13 protein-coding genes are annotated in these 19,349 nt (G+C 72.6%); 5 read left to right on the forward strand and 8 right to left on the reverse strand.

Translation table 11 applies throughout. From position 1 onward, the window contains the following. Nucleotides 1–11: 11 nt before the first annotated feature. Nucleotides 12–1,460: a DHA2 family efflux MFS transporter permease subunit gene (locus ACFZDE_RS07755; protein ID WP_391198309.1), complete on the reverse strand. Its 1,449-nt coding sequence runs from the start codon at nucleotides 1,458–1,460 to the stop codon at nucleotides 12–14. Between the two features lie 78 nt (nucleotides 1,461–1,538). On the opposite strand from ACFZDE_RS07755, the gene dusB reads away from it, so the two are divergent. Beyond that, nucleotides 1,539–2,699 carry a tRNA dihydrouridine synthase DusB gene (dusB, locus tag ACFZDE_RS07760; protein ID WP_391198311.1) on the forward strand — a complete coding sequence of 387 codons (1,161 nt, stop codon included), beginning with the start codon at nucleotides 1,539–1,541 and terminating at the stop codon, nucleotides 2,697–2,699. Here the strand turns inward: dusB and ACFZDE_RS07765 are convergent, their stop codons facing one another. From ACFZDE_RS07765 to ACFZDE_RS07775, 3 genes are all read right to left on the reverse strand, one after another. Next, a complete protein-coding gene (locus ACFZDE_RS07765; protein WP_391198314.1) occupies nucleotides 2,700–4,403 on the reverse strand; it encodes a sulfatase-like hydrolase/transferase in 1,704 nt (567 codons plus the stop codon). 154 nt (nucleotides 4,404–4,557) lie between these two features. Beyond that, nucleotides 4,558–6,495 carry a glycogen debranching N-terminal domain-containing protein gene (locus ACFZDE_RS07770; RefSeq protein WP_391198316.1) on the reverse strand — a complete coding sequence of 646 codons (1,938 nt, stop codon included), beginning with the start codon at nucleotides 6,493–6,495 and terminating at the stop codon, nucleotides 4,558–4,560. Next, nucleotides 6,492–7,904 carry a hypothetical protein gene (locus tag ACFZDE_RS07775; protein WP_391198318.1) on the reverse strand — a complete coding sequence of 471 codons (1,413 nt, stop codon included), beginning with the start codon at nucleotides 7,902–7,904 and terminating at the stop codon, nucleotides 6,492–6,494. The genes ACFZDE_RS07770 and ACFZDE_RS07775 overlap by 4 nt, the downstream gene beginning before the upstream one ends. 121 nt (nucleotides 7,905–8,025) lie before the next feature. On the opposite strand from ACFZDE_RS07775, the gene ACFZDE_RS07780 reads away from it, so the two are divergent. Together ACFZDE_RS07780 and ppdK are read left to right on the forward strand one after the other, a co-directional pair. Then, the gene (locus ACFZDE_RS07780) at nucleotides 8,026–9,252 is read left to right on the forward strand and encodes an ROK family protein (protein WP_391198321.1); all 1,227 of its coding nucleotides are present in this window, start codon (nucleotides 8,026–8,028) and stop codon (nucleotides 9,250–9,252) included. A 408-nt stretch (nucleotides 9,253–9,660) separates the two neighbouring features. Then, nucleotides 9,661–12,408 carry a pyruvate, phosphate dikinase gene (gene ppdK / locus ACFZDE_RS07785; RefSeq protein ID WP_390997014.1) on the forward strand — a complete coding sequence of 916 codons (2,748 nt, stop codon included), beginning with the start codon at nucleotides 9,661–9,663 and terminating at the stop codon, nucleotides 12,406–12,408. 125 nt (nucleotides 12,409–12,533) lie between these two features. On the opposite strand, the gene ACFZDE_RS07790 is transcribed toward ppdK, so the two are convergent. From ACFZDE_RS07790 to ACFZDE_RS07805, 4 genes are all read right to left on the reverse strand, one after another. Then, nucleotides 12,534–13,052: an NUDIX domain-containing protein gene (locus tag ACFZDE_RS07790; protein WP_390997017.1), complete on the reverse strand. Its 519-nt coding sequence runs from the start codon at nucleotides 13,050–13,052 to the stop codon at nucleotides 12,534–12,536. Between the two features lie 93 nt (nucleotides 13,053–13,145). Then, nucleotides 13,146–13,646, reverse strand: coding sequence for an excalibur calcium-binding domain-containing protein (locus ACFZDE_RS07795; RefSeq protein ID WP_390997019.1), 501 nt, complete (start codon nucleotides 13,644–13,646; stop codon nucleotides 13,146–13,148). 176 nt (nucleotides 13,647–13,822) lie between these two features. Next, nucleotides 13,823–15,310, reverse strand: coding sequence for an ATP-binding protein (locus ACFZDE_RS07800; RefSeq protein ID WP_391198322.1), 1,488 nt, complete (start codon nucleotides 15,308–15,310; stop codon nucleotides 13,823–13,825). Next, entirely contained in the window at nucleotides 15,307–16,227 is a 921-nt protein-coding gene (locus ACFZDE_RS07805; RefSeq protein WP_391198325.1) for a winged helix-turn-helix domain-containing protein, read from the reverse strand. The genes ACFZDE_RS07800 and ACFZDE_RS07805 overlap by 4 nt, the downstream gene beginning before the upstream one ends. 218 nt (nucleotides 16,228–16,445) lie before the next feature. Here ACFZDE_RS07805 and ACFZDE_RS07810 point away from each other — a divergent pair, with 218 nt between their 5' ends. Both ACFZDE_RS07810 and ACFZDE_RS07815 read left to right on the forward strand, forming a co-directional pair. Then, on the forward strand, nucleotides 16,446–17,051 hold the full coding sequence (locus tag ACFZDE_RS07810) for a carbonic anhydrase (RefSeq protein ID WP_390997027.1): 606 nt from the start codon (nucleotides 16,446–16,448) through the stop codon (nucleotides 17,049–17,051). A gap of 473 nt (nucleotides 17,052–17,524) precedes the next feature. After that, entirely contained in the window at nucleotides 17,525–19,336 is a 1,812-nt protein-coding gene (locus tag ACFZDE_RS07815; protein ID WP_391198328.1) for a SulP family inorganic anion transporter, read from the forward strand. Nucleotides 19,337–19,349 lie beyond the last annotated feature (13 nt).

Genomic DNA, 19,349 nt, shown 5'->3' on the forward strand with positions numbered 1-19,349 from the left:
GGCACCGGCGATCAGCGGTCCGCCGTCACCGCCACCTCCCGCACCGGCGCCGACTCCAGGCGCCGTGCGGCCCGCTCGGCGGTGCCCCGGGCCCACCGTCCGTTCGTGACCGCCCCCAGCGCCAGCACCGCGAACCCGCACGCGGCGAGGATCCACCACCCGGGCCGGGCCGCGGACACGAACGCCTCCCGGTACGCGGACGCGCCGACGCCCGAGGCGAGGACCGCGCCCACCACGGCCACCCCCAGCGTCTGTCCGAGCTGCCGGCTCGTGGAGGCGACCGCCGCCGCCACCCCCGCCTGGGCGCGCGGCATGCCGGACACGGCCGTGTTGGTGATGGGCGCGTTGACGAAACCGAAGCCGACGCCGAACAGGACGTAGCCGGCGAAGAGCGTGACGTCGGAGGTCTCGGCCTTGAACGCGGCGAACAGGACACCGCTGGTCGTCATCGCGAAGCCCGCGATCAGCAGCGGCAGGCGCGGGCCGCGCGAGCCCACCAGGCGGCCCGACAGCGGCGCGCACAGGAACGTCGGGACCGCCATCGGCAGCATCCACAGGCCCGCCTCCAGGGCGGTCAGACCACGGACGTTCTGGAGGTACAGCGTCGACAGGAACAGGAAGCCGCCGAGCGCGGCGAACGCGCTGATCGCGATGACGGTGGCCCCGCTGAACGGCGCCGACCGGAAGAACCGCAGGTCGATCAGCGGCTCCTCGCGGCGCGGCTCGTGGAGGAGCAGTCCCACCAGGGCGGCGAGGACGACGGCGGCCAGCGGCGCGATCGACCCGAACGGGGTGCTCGGCGCCTCGATGATCGCGTACGTGAGCGAGCCGAACAGCGCGATCACCAGCACCTGCCCGACGGGGTCGGGGCGGCGGGCGTGCGGGGCGCGGGACTCGGGGACGAAGCGCAGGGTGAGCAGCAGGGCCGCCAGGCCCACCGGCAGGTTGATCCAGAAGATGGAGCGCCAGCCGACGGAGTCGACCAGCAGTCCGCCGACCAGCGGCCCGGCGGCCATCGATATGCCGACGACCGCGCCCCAGACGCCGATCGCCCGGGCCCGCTCGCGGGGGTCGGTGAAGGTGTTGGTGATGATCGACATGGCGACCGGGTTCAGCATCGAGCCGCCCACCGCCTGCACCATCCGGAACGCGATCAGCGCCTCCAGGTTCGGTGCGAGGGAGCACAGCACCGAGCCGATCGTGAAGACGACCAGCCCCGCCATGAAGACCCGCTTGCGGCCGATCCGGTCGGCGGTGGAGCCCGCGAGCATCAGCAGCGAGGCGAGGACCAGGGTGTACGCGTCGATCGTCCACTGCAGGCCCGACGTACTGGCGTGCAGATCCTGCTGCATCGACGGCAGGGCCACGTTCAGGACCGTGTTGTCCAGGCTCACGATCAGCAGGCTCATACAGCAGATCGCGAGCACCAGCATGCGGCGGCGGTGACTGAGCTCGGGCATGCGCCCGATCGTACGCCCATTTCGATAGTGTGGCTAACTAATGAATTTTGCCATCTCATTGCACGGCACAATGGAGGCATGTCCACGCCCCTCCTGATCGGCCCGCACCGCGTCCAGCCCCCCGTCGTCCTGGCCCCCATGGCCGGGATCACCAACGCGCCCTTCCGCACCCTGTGCAGGCACTTCGCCGAAGGCGAACCAGAGGGTGGAGTCAGTGGCGGCAAGGGCCTGTTCGTCAGCGAGATGATCACCACCAGGGCGCTGGTCGAGCGCAACGAGAAGACCATGCAGCTCATTCACTTCGACGCGAGTGAGCGCCCCCGCTCCATCCAGCTGTACGGCGTGGACCCCGCGACCGTCGGCAAGGCCGTCCGCATGATCGCGGAGGAGGACCTCGCCGACCACATCGACCTGAACTTCGGCTGCCCCGTGCCCAAGGTCACCCGCAAGGGCGGCGGCTCCGCGCTGCCGTACAAGCGGAACCTGCTGCGGGCCATCCTGCGCGAGGCCGTCAGGGGCGCCGGCGACCTGCCCGTGACGATGAAGATGCGCAAGGGCATCGACGACGACCACATCACCTTCCTCGACGCCGGCCGGATCGCCGTCGAGGAGGGCGTCACCGCCATCGCCCTGCACGGCCGCACCGCCGCCCAGCACTACGGCGGCACCGCCGACTGGGACGCCATCGCCCGGCTCAAGGAGCACGTCCCGGAGATCCCGGTGCTCGGCAACGGCGACATCTGGTCGGCCGAGGACGCCCTGCGGATGGTGCGCGAGACCGGCTGCGACGGCGTGGTCGTGGGCCGCGGCTGCCTGGGGCGGCCCTGGCTCTTCGCCGACCTGGTCGCCGCCTTCGAGGGCCGCACCGAGGACATCGCCCGCCCCGCCCTGCGCGAGGTCGCCGACGTCATGGTCCGGCACGCCACCCTCCTCGGGGAGTGGATCGGCGACGAGGCCCGGGGTGTGATCGACTTCCGCAAGCACGTCGCCTGGTACCTCAAGGGCTTCGCGGTCGGCTCCGAGATGCGTAAGCGCCTCGCGATCACCTCGTCCCTGGAGGAACTGCGCTCCGGCCTGGACGAGCTGGACCTCGACCAGCCCTGGCCCACCGGCGCCGACGGGCCGCGTGGCCGCACGTCCGGCAACAACCGCGTGGTGCTGCCGGACGGCTGGCTGAAGGACCCCTACGACTGCGCCGGGGTCGGCGAGGACGCCGAGCTCGACACCTCGGGCGGCTGATCAGCCCTTCGAGGGGCGGGGCGTGGAGCCGAACGCCGTCAGGAAGCGGTCCCGGAAGGAGCTCATCTTCCACACGGGCGCGTCGCGGCCGGGCCTGAGGCCCTCCGTCCAGTTCCAGCCGTCGACCTTGTCCAGGACCTTCGGGTCCTTCGCGACGATCGACACCGGCACGTCCCGGGAGGCGTGGTTCCCGCTGACCCGGGCGATCGGCTGGTGGTCGCCGAGGAAGACCAGCACGGTGTCGTCGGTGCCGTAGCGCTCCAGCCACTGGGTGAGGGCGGTCACCGAGTACTGGACGGACCTGCCGTACTCCTCGCGGGACTTGGTGGTGTCGGTGATGACGTCCGAGGCCTTGTTGCCGGCCTTCTGGATCGCCTCGAAGACCGAGCCGTCGCCGAGTTCGTCCCAGCCGACCATCTTCGGGATGGGCGCCCAGGGCTGGTGGCTGGAGGTCAGGATGACGAACGACATCAGCGGCTTGTCCCGTTTCTTGCCGTGCACCCGCCGCTGGAACTCCTCCAGCGCGTACTGGTCGGGCATGGTCGACCAGCTGAACTTCGGCCCCCGGTAGCCCAGGTCGAACGCGTCGTACAGCTTGTCCAGGCCGTACCACTTCTGCTCCGGCCAGCCCTTCTGCACGCCCGGCATGACGCCGACCGTGTCCCAGGCGCCGGTCTTCTGGAAGGCCTTGGTGAGGGTGAGGTGGTCGCCCGCGCTGACCGTGCGGTAGCGCCGCTGGTTGTCGATCCACAGGCCGGACATGGTCGTGGAGTGACCGAGCCAGCTGCTGCCGCCGTACGTCGCCGAGGTCAGCCAGCCGCTGCGGGCGGCGAATCCGGCCTTCTGCAGCGCCTCGGTGCTCGTGTCCAGGGTGCGCTCGACACCGGGTGCCATGACCGGGTCCTCGATGGCGCTGCGGCCGTAGCTCTCGATGAACGTGAAGATCACGTCCTTGCCGCGCAGGTCCGGGAGCAGTTCGCCGGGCGGGGTGTTGCCGAAGGTGTCGGCCTTCGCCTGCTCCGCGAACGCGGCCTCGTCCCGCAGCGACTCCACCGTCCGCTGCGCGTGCACCCGGAGGGCACCGGCCCCGCGCTCGGAGGCGATCGGCCCGCCGAACAGGGTCAGGCCGAGGGCGGCACAGGTGACCCAGACCGTGCCGGCGATCAGGGCGCCCTGGGTCGCCCGCACCCGATGGCGGGCCAGCACGGACGCGAGCCGGATCGCCGCCGCCACCATCACGGCCGCCACCAGCAGCACGAGCACCACCGCTCCGACCGCGGCGGCCGTCGCCACGCCCCCGCCCAGCGTGTCCCGGACATAACCCTGCGCGTCGGGCAGCAGGTCCCAGTCGAGCGCGGCGTTGAAGCCCCGGCCGAGGTATGCGTTGAACCCCATGTCGAGCAGGTTCACCGTGGTCAGAGCGGTGAGGCCGAGCCCGTACAGCACCGCGGCCACCAGCCGGGGCCGACGTGGAAGCGCCAGTACGACCACGGCCCCCGCGACCGCCTCGGCCGGGATCCGCGCGAAGCTGACGGCCCTGAGGGCGGGGAGCGTGTTGGGGAGGAGCAGCGCCCCGAGGACCAGGGCGGCGGCGACGGCGGTGGTGATCAGCCGGAGGGCGCGAGCGGTACGGGGATGGCGGGTGCGCCAGGCGCGCAGGTGGGTCCAACGGTGCCCGAGCAGGGGTCGTGTGAAGCCAGGCACCCGGAGGTCCTTTCCCGTACGGAACCGTTGAGGTGGCGGACCCGGGTGGGGGTACGGGTCCGCCACTGTTCCCTACGGCGCGTCCACCAGGTGTGTTCAGCCCGCCGGGCCAGTGCTCGGCAAACACCCGGCAAACGGCGGGCCAACCGGCCCCTCAGCCCACACCGACCGCCGTGAGCAGCGCCAACGGGGCGGACGCGGAACGGGATTCACGCACGCACGCGTACGGGTACGGCACCGGCTCCGGGTGCGTGTCGCGGCCGTAGCCCGCCAGGACCTCCGGGAGCCGGTGGCCGGTCGCGCCCGCCGCGTCGACCAGGCCGCCGGCGATCGCGCGAGCCTCGTCGTGCAGCCCGTAGCGGGCCAGGCCCAGCGCGATCAGCGCGTTGTCGTGCGGCCAGACCGAGCCGCGGTGGTAGGAGAGCGGATGGTAGGCCGGCTGCCCGGCGGCCAGCGTGCGCACGCCCCAGCCGGAGAAGAAGTCGGGTTCGAGGAGCCGCCGTCCGGCGAGTTCGCCGTACTCCTTGTCCAGCAGCCCCGACCAGAGCAGGTGCCCGGCGTCGGAGGCCAGCGCGTCGACCTGCCGGCCCCGGCCGTCCAGCGCGAGGGCGGGGAAGGAGCGCTCCGGCATCCAGAAGTCCTGCTGGAACCGGTCGCGCAGGTCACCGGCCGTCTGCTCCAGCAGATGGGCGTACGTGGTGTCCTGCCACACCGTGCGGGCGAGGCCCGCCGTGCGGCGCAGGGCGTCGTAGGCGTAGCCCTGGGCGCCCGCGGCCGTCACCGGGCCGTGCGGGCGGGTGCCGTCGGCGGAGCAGATGGCGCCGGGGGAGTCCTTCCAGTTCTGGTTGGCGAGGCCGCCCTGGTCGGCGCGGTAGACGAGGTAGCCGCGCGAGGTGAGGCCGCCGTGGTCGAGCATCCAGGTGACGGCGGCCCGGGCGTGCGGTTCGAGGCGGCGGGCCGGGCCGGTGTCGCCGGTGTGCTCGGTGTACGCGCCGAGCAGGACGAGGAACAGCGGGGTGGCGTCGACCGAGCCGTAGTAGCGGCCGTAGGGGACCTGGCCGAAGTGGGCCAGCTCGCCGTGGCGCACCTCGTGGACGATCTTGCCGGGCTGGGCGATCCCGTCGGGGCCGGTCCCGGTGGCCTGGGTCGCGGCGAGCGCGGGCAGGGTGGCGGCGGCGAGCCCCGGCCGGTAGGGCAGGGCGAACAGCGAGGTCAGCAGGGCGTCCCGGCCCAGCAGTGTCAGGAACCAGGGGGCACCGGCGGCCGGGACGCGCAGGTCCTCGCCGTCCGGCCCGGTCGCCGGGACCTGGAGGGCGGCGAGGTCGGCGAGCCCCCGGGAACAGGCGGCGGCCAGCTCGGGCCACCCCTGGGGGAAGGCCACCCCCTGGACGAACTCGTCTTCCCGGGAGCGCAGTTGACCTCGTACGGCGGCGGGGGAGCGGGGCACACGCAGGGCGCGCCGGTCGCCGTGCGGGCGGGCCATGACCCGCAGGGTCAGCTCGGCGGTGCCGTGCGGTGCGAGGTCCAGGGTCCACGCCATGCGGCGGGCACCGGTGCCGGTCTCCTCGACGGTGTCGGGCCGGGGGTCGGCCGTCACGGTCGTGACGGAGTGCCAGTCGCCGCGCCGGTAGGCGAACTCCACGCCGTGGGTGAGGGTGTGACGGGAGCGGACCGCTCCGGCCTTGGTGTAGGTGCGGTGGTCGGAGCGCAGCTCGAACTGGTCGGTGAAGTCGGCGTCGGCGGTGACCGCGAGGTGGACCGTCGTCGGCACCGGGCGATTGCTGGTGACGCGCAGCGACTCCACGAACGAGGAGTCCCCGACGGCCTGTTCACGGAAGAGCGTGTACGCGGGCGGCTCGTCCCGGCCGCCGCGCGGCACGAGTACACAGCGCGCGGTGTCGCCGTCGGCCACCGGGGTCAGCGTGTCGGGCACCGCCCCGTCGACGGTGAGCTGCCACCGGCTCAAGTGCCGGGCGTCCCGTACGAACATGCCGTCCGGGGCGCTGCCGCCGCGGTAGCCGCTGATGTCGCCGCGATCGCCGACGGCGGCGAACGTCCGGCCGTGCACGAGCAGATGATGCCGGTCGGTCATGCCCGGTCCTCTCCCTTGATCGCCGTGAGGCCGTTCCTGCCCCGTGCGGGCCGGTCGTGCAGAAGGTCGAGCGTGAGCGCGGCGGTCCAGCCGAAGCCGGTGACGCCGCAGGCCTGTGCCGTGTAGGGGTCGACGTACTCCGTGAAGCCGGAGGCACCGGCGGTGTGCAGCATGCCCTTGCGCAGGGCGTCGGCCCGGCCGCTCTCGCCGTGCCGCCGCAGTCCGCGCTCCAGCAGCCAGTTGGTGTTGAACCAGGCCGGGCCGCGCCAGTAGCGGTGCGGGTCGAAGGCCGCGCCGAGCAGGTCGTAGCTCGGGACCAGACGGGTGCTGCCGCCCAGGCCGAAGTGCGGGCCGCACATCGTACGGACCAGGGTGGCCGCGAGGTCGCGGGGCAGGTCAGGCAGCAACAGGGGGATCAGCCCGGAGACACCGCGCTCGGGGACCAGTTCCCCGGCGCGCACGTCCCGGCACAGGAACATGCCCGCCGCCGGTTCCCACAGCCGCTCCACCAGGGCCGCCGTCAGCCGCTCGGCGCGGTCCCGCCGGCCCGAGCCGGTCTCGCCGAGCTCGTGGGCGATCCGGTCCAGGGCGTCCTCGGAGGCGGCGAGCAGCGCGTTGAACGCCGGGTCCTCCACGGCGAACTCGCCGGGGCCGTCGGCGTAACCGCGGTCCCGGTAGTCGGCCGCCAGCCGTACGTACCGCCCGTAGTCCAGATCCGTCGGCCGGTCCTCGGGGGCGCCGTGGTCGAGGTCGGCGCGGCGGAAGGAGCGGGCCGGGGCGGGGGTGACCCGGGACAACGGGCGGTCCCAGCAGGGGCTGTTGTCCATACCCTGTTCCCAGGGGTGCACCACGGACACCAGCCCGCCCCCGCCGAGGTCGCGCCGGTGCAGGAGGTAGCCGTGCCAGGCGGCCAGCCGGGGGTACGCCCGGCCGAGGAAGCCGCGCGCCCTGGACAGGCCCGGGTCGGCGAGGTGCACCAGCCACGCGGCCAGGGCGTGCACCGGTGGCTGCACGATCCCGGAGGTCTGTACGGTGCGCGGGGCCCCCGCGGTGCGCCCGGCGGTCGACGAACGCCAGAAGTCGGGGCTCGGGAAGTAGGCGTCGAGGGGGACGGAGGGGTTGAAGACGATGTGCGGGATCCGCCCGTCCGCCCACTGGGCCGCCAGCAGCGTCTCCAGCTCCGTCTGGGCCCGTAACGGTGACAGGTGCCTGAGGCCGATCGCGATGAACGCCGAGTCCCACGACCACTGGTGCGGGTACAGGCGGCGCGAGGGCACCGTCGACGTCCCCGTCCAGCCGGCCTCCAGCACGGCGGCGGCCCGCACGTGCAGGGGAGGCGCGGCGCGGGCCGGATCGTATGCGGTGGTGCGTCCTGGGGGACGCGGGGCGCGTTGGGCGGTGCGGTCCACTCGGGGCTCTCCGAAAAGACGTCCGGCCGGCCGGTTCGGCTGCGGCTACCGTGGGGTTACGTCTATTTAACACGCAAAACCCACTATGTAAGGCAAGGTTGGGAAACACAAGGGGGTGTGCATGACCGGACAGCCCGGAAGAACCGGACGCGGCGCGGGCCAGGCGAGCGCCGGCGATCTGCTCGAACTGGTGCGCAGTCGCCGCGCCGTGACCCGGGGTGCCCTGCAACAGGCGACCGGACTGTCCCGGGCCACCGTCGGGCAGCGGCTGGAGCGGCTGTTCCGCGCGGGCTGGCTGCGCGAGGGCGCCGGGGGGCCGGTCGGCTCCCCGCTGGGCGGGCGGCCCTCCATCACCCTGGAGTTCGACGACGAGCACGCGGTGGTCCTGGCCGCCGACCTCGACACCCGGCACGCCCGGGCGGCCGTGCTGTCGCTGAGCGGCGAGCTCCTCGCCGAGCACGCGGGCACCCTCGTCATCGAGGACGGGCCGGACGCCGTGCTCGGCGAACTCGGCCGCTGGTTCGCCGAGTTGCTGACCAAGACCGGGCACGGGGCCGAGGTGGTCTGCGGGGCCGGGCTGGCGGTGCCCGGCCCGGTCGACACCGGGACCGGCCGCGTGGTCCAGCCGCCGATCATGCCCGGCTGGGACGGCTACGACATAAGGAGCCGGCTGGCCCGGGCGCTCACCGAGCACGCGGGCGCCGCCGGGGTGCCGGTGCTGGTGGACAACGACGCCAACCTGATGGCCTACGGCGAGCAGCGCACCGGCTACCCGGGCTGCTCCGCCTTCGTGCTGGTGAAGGTCTCCACCGGCATCGGCGCCGGGGTCGTGGTGGACGGCGCGCTGTTCCGGGGCATCGACGGCGGCGCCGGCGACATCGGGCACATCCGGGTGCCGGAGGGCGCCGGGGCGCTGTGCCGGTGCGGCTCCTACGGCTGTCTGGCCGCCGTGGCGAGCGGTGGCGCGGTGGCGCGGCGGCTGGCGGAGACCGGCGTGCCGGCGGCGTCCGGCTCGGACGTCCGGGACCTGCTGGCGTCCGGGCACCCGGAGGCGGTCGGACTCGCCCGGGAGGCGGGGCGGCGGGTCGGGGACGTCCTCGCGACGGTGGTGACGCTGCTGAACCCCGGCGTGTTGATGATCGCCGGGGATCTGGCCGGAACTCCCTTCCTGACAGGGGTGCGGGAACTGCTGTACCAGCGCGCCCTGCCCCGTTCCACCGCCCACCTGGAGGTGGTCACCGCGCGGCTGGGTGAGCGGGCCGCGCTGGTGGGAGCCGGTGCGATGGTCGTGGAGCACCTCTACGCGCCCGAACGGGTCGAGGAGCGGCTGCGCGCGCTCGGGGTGTGACGGCGGCGTTTTCCGGGTCCGGGAGACGTCCGCATGGTGAAATCCCGGCGGCTGTGGCAGCGTGATTCTCGCCACCCCTGATAAGGGTTGCGCTCAGATGAGCGGATCTTGAGCGACTGCACTTCTCCAAAGGGTGGCACTGAGTGCCACCCTTTGATCGTTCATCGAGCGAAATCAAATGTGCGGAAACTCTGCTCAGATGAGCGACCTGAGGGCCTCAGGAAGGCTCTTGCGTTCAAGAAGTGAAAACATGCGGCCGAGATCGCTTGCTCAGCCTTGACTTTCGATCCGCTGGCGGAGGAACGGTTGCGGGCGCATGACGCACGAGTGGACGTACCCAGACGCCTTTGATCTGGGTATGTTCCTGCCCGTCAGGGCAGCCACCGCGTCCTCGAGGAGTCGAGACCCGTGTCGGAAAACAAAGATCTTCAGGTAGCTGAGCACGGCACCAGCGTTGAGGGCGTGAAGTTCGTCTACGACTTCACCGAGGGCAACAAGGACCTCAAGGACCTCCTCGGTGGCAAGGGCGCGAACCTCGCGGAGATGACCAACCTGGGCCTGCCGGTTCCTCCCGGCTTCACCATCACCACCGAGGCCTGCAAGGTCTACCTGGACAGCGGCGAGGAGCCCGCGGCACTGCGTGACGAGGTGAGTGCACACCTCGACGCGCTTCAGGCCCGCATGGGCAAGAAGCTCGGCCAGGCCGACGACCCGCTGCTCGTGTCCGTACGCTCGGGCGCCAAGTTCTCCATGCCCGGCATGATGGACACCGTCCTCAACATCGGCCTCTCCGACAAGTCGGTGCAGGGCCTGGCCAAGCAGGCCGGCGACGACCGGTTCGCGTGGGACTCCTACCGCCGCCTCATCCAGATGTTCGGCAAGACCGTCCTGGGCGTGGACGGCGAGCTGTTCGAGGACGCGCTGGACGCGGCCAAGGCGGCCAAGAAGGTCACGGTCGACACCGAGCTGGAGGCCGCCGACCTCAAGAAGCTCGTCACCAAGTTCAAGAAGATCGTCAAGACCGAGGCCGGCCGGGACTTCCCGCAGGACCCGCGCGAGCAGATGGACCTCGCCATCCACGCGGTCTTCGACTCCTGGAACACCGACCGGGCCAAGCTCTACCGCCGTCAGGAGCGCATCCCGCACGACCTGGGCACCGCGGTCAACGTCTGCTCCATGGTCTTCGGCAACCTCGGCCCCGACTCGGGTACGGGCGTGGCGTTCACCCGTGACCCCGCCTCCGGCCACCAGGGCGTCTACGGCGACTACCTCCAGAACGCGCAGGGCGAGGACGTCGTCGCGGGCATCCGCAACACCGTGCCGCTCGCCGAGCTGGAGCAGATCGACAAGAAGTCGTACGACCAGCTGATGCAGATCATGGAGACGCTGGAGAACCACTACAAGGACCTCTGCGACATCGAGTTCACCATCGAGCGCGGTGTGCTGTGGATGCTCCAGACCCGTGTCGGCAAGCGCACCGCGGGCGCGGCCTTCCGTATCGCCACCCAGTTGGTGGACCAGGGCCTGATCGACGAGGCCGAGGCGCTCACCCGCGTCAACGGCGCCCAGCTCGCGCAGCTGATGTTCCCGCGCTTCGACGAGGACGCGAAGGTCTCCCAGGTCGGGCGCGGCATCGCCGCCTCCCCGGGCGCCGCCGTCGGCAAGGCCGTCTTCGACTCCTACACGGCCGTCAAGTGGTCGCGTTCCGGCGAGAAGGTCATCCTGATCCGCCGTGAGACCAACCCCGACGACCTGGACGGCATGATCGCCGCCGAGGGCATCCTCACCTCCCGCGGCGGCAAGACCTCCCACGCGGCCGTCGTCGCGCGCGGCATGGGCAAGACCTGTGTCTGCGGCGCCGAGGAGCTGGAGGTCGACACCAAGCGCCGCCGGATGACCGTGCCCGGCGGGCACGTCGTCGAGGAGGGCGACGTCGTCTCCATCGACGGCTCCTCCGGCAAGGTCTACCTCGGTGAGGTACCGGTCGTGCCCTCCCCGGTCGTGGAGTACTTCGAGGGCCGGATGCACCCGGGCGCCGACGACGCCGACGAGCTGGTCGAGGCCGTCCACCGGATGATGGCCTTCGCCGACCGCAAGCGCCGCCTGCGGGTGCGCGCCAACGCCGACAACGCCGAGGACGCGCTGCGCGCCCGCCGCTTCGGCGCCCAGGGCATCGGCCTGTGCCGCACCGAGCACATGTTCCTCGGCGACCGGCGCGAGCTGGTGGAGCGGCTGATCCTGGCCGACACGGACACCGAGCGCGAGGAGTCCCTCAAGCAGCTGCTCCCGCTCCAGAAGCAGGACTTCGTGCAGCTCTTCGAGTCGATGGACGGCCTGCCGGTCACCGTCCGCCTGCTGGACCCGCCGCTGCACGAGTTCCTGCCCGACATCACGGAACTCTCGGTCCGCGTGGCCCTCGCCGAGTCCCGCCAGGAGCCGCACGAGAACGAACTGCGCCTGCTCCAGGCGGTCCACCGCCTGCACGAGCAGAACCCGATGCTGGGTCTGCGCGGCGTCCGTCTCGGCCTGGTCATCCCCGGCCTGTTCACCATGCAGGTCCGGGCGATCGCCGAGGCCGCGGCCGAGCGCAAGGCCGCCAAGGGCGACCCGCGCGCCGAGATCATGATCCCGCTGGTGGGCACGGTCCAGGAGCTGGAGATCGTGCGCGAGGAGGCCGACGCGGTCATCGCCGAGGTCGAGGCCGCCTCGGGCACGCAGCTGAAGCTGTCCATCGGCACGATGATCGAGCTGCCGCGCGCCGCGCTGACCGCCGGTCAGATCGCCGAGGCCGCGCAGTTCTTCTCCTTCGGCACGAACGACCTCACCCAGACGGTGTGGGGCTTCTCCCGGGACGACGTGGAGGCGAGCTTCTTCACGGCGTACCTGGAGAAGGGCATCTTCGGTGTCTCCCCGTTCGAGACGATCGACAAGGACGGTGTCGGCTCGCTGGTGAAGCTGGCCGCCAAGGCCGGCCGCGAGACCCGCCCCGACCTCAAGCTCGGCGTCTGCGGCGAGCACGGCGGGGACCCCGAGTCGGTCCACTTCTTCCACGAGGTCGGACTCGACTACGTCTCCTGCTCCCCGTTCCGCATCCCGGTGGCCCGCCTGGAAGCGGGCCGGGCGGCGGTCCGCTCCACGGGCAGCGACCACCGCTGACCGGAGCGCGCAGAGAATCCGGAGCCGTCGGCGGTCCCCGACCCTCACCGATCGCGGCGGCTCCGGTGCACGGAGAAGAGCGGGGCGGCACCTGTGCGGAGGTGCCGCCCCGTCGGCGTCCGTCCCTATCCGGGGAGGCCGTCCCGCAGGCATACGACGGTGCCGGTGCGGGCCGCGGTCAGCAGGGCCGTGAGCATGGGAAGCCCGGTCGCCAGCGGCACGGACTCCGACTCGGAGAGGGCGAACAGGCCGTGGTGGTCGTGCTCCGGGCTGCGTCGGACGGGCTGCGCGGCCGGAAGCCGGCCGCCGTGGAAGTAGAAGTCGATCACCGGTCCCGTACCCAGTACATCGGCCCGGTGGTCGTAGCCGATGAACCGCGGGTCCTCTGCCAGGACGATGCCGGTCTCCTCGTGCAGCTCCCGGCGTGCGGCGCCGACCGGGTCCTCACCGTGGTCGAGCATGCCGCCCGGCAGCCCCCACAGGCCCGCGGCGGGCTGGCCCGCGGCGTAGCGCAGCAGCAGGATCCGGTCCTCGGCGTCGAGCAGCAGGACGCACGCCGCGACGATGGTCTGCGGCAGTGTCTTGACCCACTCGGCACGGGGCAGCACACCTGGCGCCTTCGGGACGGGCACGGTCGTGTCCACGGTGGTGTTCCTTCCGTCGTCTGGACAGCCCGGAACGAACTGCCCCGAACGGTGGAACGGCCGGACCGGCGGATGGTCACCGGCAGGTGCGGCTCAGGTGTCGCAGGCGACCCCGTCGCCGTCTCGGTCCAGGTGGGAGGCGTAGCCGGGCTCACCCCGGTGGATGGGGGCGGCCCCGGCGGCACGGACGGCGGTGCAGTTGGCGTAGTACACGTCCCCGCCGCCTCCCGAGCCGCCGTCGTCGGACCCGCCGCCCGCCGCGGCCGGTTGTGCGGTGACCGTGGTGGTGACCTTGACGGTCTTGGTGGCGGTGACGGTGGGAGCGGGCTCCGGCTTCTTCGCGGGCGGCGTCGCGGTGGCGGTGGTCGTCGCGGTGACCGTGACCGTCGGCCGCGGCTCGGCGGAGGCGGGCTTGGCGTCCGCGGTGTTCTCCCCGCCGCCTGCCGCGCCGATGGCGGCGCCCATGAACAGGGCCAGACCCAGCGCGGGGAGCGCATAGCGCTTCCGGGCCCAGCGGGGCGCCGGCCGGCCGGGCCCGGGCACGGGCGGTGCGGGGTACGGGGTGTTGTGCGGGCCGGTGTACGGATTGGTCATGGTCATCCCCCCAGGGCTGATACGTGAGGGGATGACCGTAGGGCCGGGTCGGGCGGGGTGAGGGGGAAGTGGCCAAGTTGTGATGGTTGTGTGAAGTCAGGCTCGTCGGCTCCGAGCGGAACGGGCTTCCTGTGCCTGCCCGCGCCGAGAAGTGCCGGGCTTCTGGTGCCGGCTGACTACGCCGGGAGCGCCGGGGCCTGGCGTCTCGGGCGCCTCGGGCGGTCGTCGTGCGGGGTGGGGGTGTTCTCGGCCGGAGGGCGGGCGGACGGCAGGCGGATCACCACGTCCAGGCCGCCGGTCGCCGCCGCGCGCAGGGCCGCCTCGCCGCCGCTGGCGTGGGCGAGACGCTGCACCAGGGCGAGGCCGAGACCGGTACCGCCCTTGGGGGCACCCGGGGCGCGCCAGAAGCGGTCGAAGGCGCGGGCCCGCTGCTCCTCCGTCATACCCGGCCCCTCGTCGGTGACGTGCAGGTCGACCCAGCGCGGCCGGCTGTCGCGCAACGCCCGCCGGGACGGGGCCTGCAACCGCGGTTCGATCGTGACGGTGCTGCCCGGCGGGGACGCCCGCAGGGCGTTGGACAGCAGGTTGTCCACGATCTGCTCGACAGCCCCCGGCACCGCGAGCACCGGGCCCACGCTCCCCGCGAAGAGCACCAGGGAGACGTCCTCCCGGGCGAACAGGGGATGCCAGGTGCGGTGCCGCTCGGCGCAGACCGCGCCCAGGTCGACGGTGGTGGGGGTGGCCGCGTGCTCCTCCAGCCGGGCCATGGCCAGCAGGTGCTCGACCATACGGGCCAGCCGGTCCGTCTCGGTGACGGCGGCGGTGAGGCTGCCCCGGGCCCGGGCACCGATGTCCGGCTCCAGGTTCTCCAGGCGCAGCCGCAGCGCCGCCAGCGGGGTCTTCAGCTGGTGCGAGGCCTCGCCCGCGAACGCCCGCTGGGACGCCAGCAGATGGGCGAGCCGGGCCGCCGTGTGGTTGAACGCGGCGGCCAGACTGCGTACTTCCGGCGGGCCCTTGGTGATGGTCACCGGCGCGAACCGGCCGCCGTCGGCCAGATCGTGCGTGGCCTGCTCCAGTTCGCGGATGGGACGGCCCGCCCAGCGGGCGAAGGCGAACCCGACCACGGCGACCGCCGTCAGCACGGCGAACCCGCCCAGCGCCAACAGCAGCCAGACGTGGTGCACCCGCTCATGGACCGTCCTCGTCGGCACCGTCAGCCACACCGCCCCCACCGGCCGCGCCTCCTGGCCCACCGGCGCGGCCACCGACAGATACTCGACCCCGCCGATCGTGGAGGTCCGGACGTCCACCGTCGACGTGCCGCGCAGCGCCGCCGCGATACCCGGCCGGGCGGCCAGGGTGCCGGACATCCCGGGGTCCAGCCGGTGCGAGGCGGCCAGCAGCGTGCCCGCCGCGTCGACGATCACGACCTTGCCCCCGATGCGCTGCGCACAGTGCGCCACCCGCCCCGGCAGGTCCCGCTCGGCCCGCCCCGCCGCGAGGGACAGCGCGGCGTACGCGGCCACCGACTCGGCCTCGTCCTTCGCCGCGTTGACGACCCGCTCCCGCTCGCCGCGCGAGTACACGAACCCCAGCGGGATCTCCAGGCAGAGCAGCACCAGCGCCGCGAGGCTGAGGTAGCTGAGCAGCAGCCTGCGGGTCACGGAGCGGCCACCTGCGCCGTCGGCCCCGTGTGCACCGCCAGCCGGAACCCGACGCCCCGCAGCGTCCTGATCCACGCCGGGTGCCCCAACTTGCGGCGCAGCGCGGCCACATGGACGTCCAGGGTCTTGGTCGGGCCGTCGTAGTGCGGGTCCCAGACCCGGTCGAGGATCTGCTGCCGCGAGTAGACCGCGCCCGGGTCCTCGCTGAGCAGCGCCAGCAGGTCGAACTCCTTGGGCGTGAGCGGGACGGGGGTGTCGCCGACCCAGACCTGGCGGGTCCGGCGGTCCACGACGAGCGGGCCCGGGTCGGGCGGCGACCCGGGGGTGGGGTCGTGCGCGGCGGGTACGGGGGGCTCGTAGGACAGGGCCGGGGCCGGCTCGGACGCGGGGGCGTGAGCGGGAGTGGGGGCCGGGTCGTGGACTGAGACGCCCGGAGCGGGAGCCGGGCCGTGGGCGAGGACGCCAGGAGGGGGCTCGTACGCCTGGGCCGCAGCCGGTTCGTACGGCGGCGGCCCGGGCAGGTTCCGGGCGCCCGGGGCCTCGGGGAACGGCTGGTGGGCGCGTTGGGTGCGGCGCGTCACCGCGCGGACCCGGGCGACCAGCTCCCGCACGCTGAATGGTTTCGCCAGGTAGTCGTCGGCGCCCAGTTCCAGGCCCAGCACACGGTCGGCCTCCTCGCCGCGCGCGCTGAGGATGACGATCGGCACGTCCGAGACCTGCCGGATGCCGCGGCAGACGTCGATGCCGTCCATGTCCGGCAGGCCCAGGTCGAGCAGGACGACGTCGTGGTACGGGCCTCTCAGGCCGTCCGTGCCGGTGGCGACGTGGTCGACCGCCAGTCCGAAGTGGCCGAGCCCTTCCATGAGCGGCTCGGCGATCGTCTCGTCGTCTTCGATGAGCAGCACTCGTAGGCCCATACGTCCCGTCTCTCCGTGAAACCGGCATGAATCCGGACAGGGCGAATTCGCATTCCCCGCCATGGAGTTCACACGCTACAAGAAGACGCTGCGTCTGGGGAATCAGGGCAAAGAATGTTCAATTTCTGCCCGGGCTCTGGAGTTTACTTAACCTTCTGCTGTAGGTCGGCGGTCTACGGTGGGGTGCACAAGATGAACCCCCAGCTCAGGAGGTTGCCTTGAAGGCTTTGCTGGATCGTGCCCGCACATTCAGGACGCGCGTCGATTTCGACAGCGTCGCCTACCGGAAACTGGCCGAAGGGCAATATCCGGAGGCGCTGTTCATTACCTGCTCGGACTCTCGTGTCATACCCGCGATGATCACGGGTGCACAGCCCGGTGAGATATTCGAGCTACGGAACGCGGGCAATATCGTGCCGCCCTACGGACGGCCCGGGGCCTGCGGCGAGGCGGCCACCATCGAGTACGCGCTGGAGGTGCTCGGGGTTCAGGACATCGTGGTGTGCGGTCACTCACACTGCGGTGCGATGGGCGCGCTGAAGTCCGGCGACGACCTCTCGTCCCTGCCCGGCGTGGACGCCTGGCTCCGCCTCGCCCGCCCGGAGCTGACCTCCGTACTGGAGGCCGCGCCGGACGACCCGTCCCTGCCGGAGGTCTCCCAGGGCAACGTCGTCAACCAGCTGGCGGCGCTACGGAGTTACCCCGTGGTGCGGCAGCGCCTCGACGAGGGCCGGCTCCGGCTGCACGGCTGGTACTACGAGGTCGACACCGGTTTCGTCTACGAACTCGGCGACGAGGGCGACTTCCGGGTGCACGCCGCGTGAGCGGGGCGCACGCGCGGGGGCGGGCACGGGGTGGCCGGGCCGCCCATCCGGCGGGGGGCGCGGCGGATCGGGGGACCCACGCCGGCGCGGGGTGGGATGCCGCGGGCTGGGATGCCGGCGACACCGCGGGCTGGGCACCGACGGAGCCCTTGGAGGGGGCCGGGGGGTGGGGGACGTCCGGAGCGGCCGGAACAGCCGGAGGCAGCGGGGGCAACGGGGGCAACGGGGGCATCGGGATCGGGGGCGCGGGAGCCTGGGGGCCGGGGGGTGCGCCGGGGGGCCTCGGGGGAGGCATGGCCGGTGGGGGAGACGGCCGGGGGACCGGCGGGTCGGGGCTCGGCTGGGGGACCGGCGGGTCGGCGGACGCCTGGGGGAGGGGCGGGTCGGCAGAAGGGGGGCGGTCGACCCGCGCGACGGCCGGTGACCCTCCCCCCGGCGGTGGTGGCGCCCTGGGCGGGCTGATCCGCGGGGCGATGAGCGGCGCCAGGGGCCGTCTGGGGGGCAAGGGTGTCGGCGGCGCCAAGGGCCTGGGAGGCAAGGGCGTCGGCGGCGGCACGGATCTCCGTGACGAGGTGCCCGGCGGCAGGGGCACCCGCGGCAAGGAACCTGGTGGCAAGGGACTCGGCGGCGGCGTGGGGGCCAGGGGAGATCTCGCCACCGACATCACCGCCTCCTTCGTCGTCTTCCTCGTCGCCCTGCCGCTGTGCATCGGTGTCGCCGTCGCCTCCGGCGTGCCGGCCGAACTGGGGATCATCTCCGGGGTGATCGGCGGTCTGGTCGTGGGCGCGGTCCGGGGCAGCACGCTCCAGGTCAGCGGCCCGGCCGCCGGGCTCGCCGCGCTGGTCGCGGAGACCGTCGCCGAGGTCGGGGTGGCCATGCTCGGCGTGATCGTGCTGTTCTCCGGCATCCTCCAGATCGTCCTGGGGCTGGTCCGGCTGGGCCGGATGTTCCAGGCCATCTCGGTCGCGGTGGTGCAGGGCATGCTCGCGGGCATCGGTGTGCCGCTGATGTTCAGCCAGGCCTATCCGATGGCCGACGCCAAGGCCCCCGGCGCCGCGCTGGAGAACATGGCCGGCATACCCGGGCTGCTGGCCGACATCGTGACGAACCCGCAGGCGATGATCGCCACCCTGCTCGGCGTCGTCACGATCGTGCTGAGCTTCGTGTGGAAGAAGGTGCCCGGCCAGGCCGGGAAGATCCCCGCGGCCCTGGTCGCGGTCGCCATCGGCATGGTGGTCGCCGCGCTGCCCGGCGTGGACGTGAAGACGCTCCAGGTGGGCAACCTGCTCAACTCCGTGCAACTGCCGGGAGCCACGCAGTTCGCCGGGCTCGCCGACGGGACGATCATCACCGCGATCCTCACCTTCACGGTCATCGCGTCCGCGGAGAGCCTGTTCACGGCCGCCGCCGTGGACCGGATGCACAGCGGTCCGCGCACCCGCTACAACACCGAGCTGATCGCACAGGGGGCGGGCAACACCCTCGCGGGCCTCGTCGGCGCGCTGCCCATCACCGCGGTGGTGGCGCGCAGTTCGGCGAACGTCCAGGCCGGGGCCAAGACCCGGCTCTCGCGCACCCTGCACGGCCTGTGGCTGCTGCTGTTCGCGCTGCTGCTGCCGCAGGTGCTCGCGCTGATCCCGATCTCCGTGCTCGCCGGTGTCCTCGTGCACAGCGGCTGGAAGCTCTTCGGGCCCGCCGAGTTCCCGAAGATGTGGCGGCAGGACCGGGGCGAGTTCGCGGTGATGACGTTGACGATGCTGGTCATCGTGGCGACGGCGCTACTGGAGGGCGTGCTGTTCGGTCTCGCCGCGGGGATCGTGCTGGCCGCGCTGCGCATGTCGCAGACCGTGATCCGCCAGCACGTGGAGCAGGACACGGCGAAGGTCGTCATGGCGGGCAACGCCACGTTCCTGCGGCTGCCCAAGGTGATCGACGCGCTGGAGGCGGCCGCCGCGTCCGGGAAGCCCCGGATCCGGCTCGACCTGACCGGCGTGACCCACCTGGACCACGCCTGCCGCCAGCAGGTCGAGGAGTTCACCGCCCAGCAGCGGAAACTGGGGCTGCGGGTGGAGCTGCTGATGCCGGGGGAGGCGAAGCGGGCCGCCGCCGCGCCGCCGTCCGCCTTCGAGGCTCCGGCCGCGGCGCCGCTGCCCAGGCGTCCGGTCGCCGCCCCCGAGGAGGCCATGGCGGAACCGCGCCCCTGGCCGCCCGCGGACGCCGAGTGGTTCTACCTCGACACGCGGCCCCTCCCGGAGGAGCACGCGCGCTCACCCTTCGTGTGCTGACCGCCGGTGGGAC

The sequence above is a fragment of the Streptomyces sp. NPDC007929 genome (genome assembly GCF_042959065.1).
Lineage (GTDB): Bacteria > Actinomycetota > Actinomycetes > Streptomycetales > Streptomycetaceae > Streptomyces.

Bases quoted from the DNA above. Each gene is read 5' to 3' on its own strand.
- ACFZDE_RS07770 (WP_391198316.1), bottom strand. From the start codon at position 6,495: ATGACCGACCGGCATCATCTGCTCGTGCACGGCCGGACGTTCGCCGCC.
- ACFZDE_RS07780 (WP_391198321.1), top strand. From the start codon at position 8,026: ATGACCGGACAGCCCGGAAGAACCGGACGCGGCGCGGGCCAGGCGAGC.
- ACFZDE_RS07815 (WP_391198328.1), top strand. From the start codon at position 17,525: ATGAGCGGCGCCAGGGGCCGTCTGGGGGGCAAGGGTGTCGGCGGCGCC.
- ACFZDE_RS07795 (WP_390997019.1), bottom strand. From the start codon at position 13,646: ATGACCAATCCGTACACCGGCCCGCACAACACCCCGTACCCCGCACCG.
- dusB (WP_391198311.1), top strand. From the start codon at position 1,539: ATGTCCACGCCCCTCCTGATCGGCCCGCACCGCGTCCAGCCCCCCGTC.
- ACFZDE_RS07755 (WP_391198309.1), bottom strand. From the start codon at position 1,460: ATGCCCGAGCTCAGTCACCGCCGCCGCATGCTGGTGCTCGCGATCTGC.
- ACFZDE_RS07805 (WP_391198325.1), bottom strand. From the start codon at position 16,227: ATGGGCCTACGAGTGCTGCTCATCGAAGACGACGAGACGATCGCCGAG.